Origin of the sequence: Achromobacter sp. UBA5777 (assembly GCF_002418565.1) — a bacterium.
Taxonomy (GTDB): Bacteria; Pseudomonadota; Gammaproteobacteria; order Burkholderiales; family Burkholderiaceae_B; genus Achromobacter; species Achromobacter animicus.
On the sequence record NZ_DIEJ01000140.1, the window covers coordinates 32,793 to 33,127 of the forward strand.

Annotated in this window: 1 pseudogene; it reads left to right on the plus strand. The window is 70.7% G+C overall.

What is annotated here, in order from left to right:
• Window positions 1-335 (plus strand): annotated as a pseudogene (locus B3446_RS10960) (flagellar motor protein MotB); the annotation flags it as partial.

A 335-nucleotide genomic window follows, 5' to 3' on the forward strand; every position in this document is an offset into this window, starting at 1 on the left:
CATGCTGGCCGTCGCCATGTACGGCGGCGGCTCCGGCAAATCCGGCCAGCCCGTCGAGCTGGTCGGGACGCTGGGCGCCAGCGGCCTGCCCAAGTACGACGGCGAGTATTCGGAATTCGAAACCGTGCAGATCCCGGCAAGCTGGTCGGCGCAGCTGGCCCCCGCGCCGGCCCCCGCCGCGGCCGCGCCCGCGCTGGCCGAAGACGAAGTCGTGGTGGCTGACGCCGCCCCGCCGCTGACCGCCCCCTCCAAGGAATCGCTGGGCCTGGCCGATCTGGGCAATTCGGTGGACGTGATCGTCAACGAGCAGTCGGTCAGCTTTCGCATCAGCAACG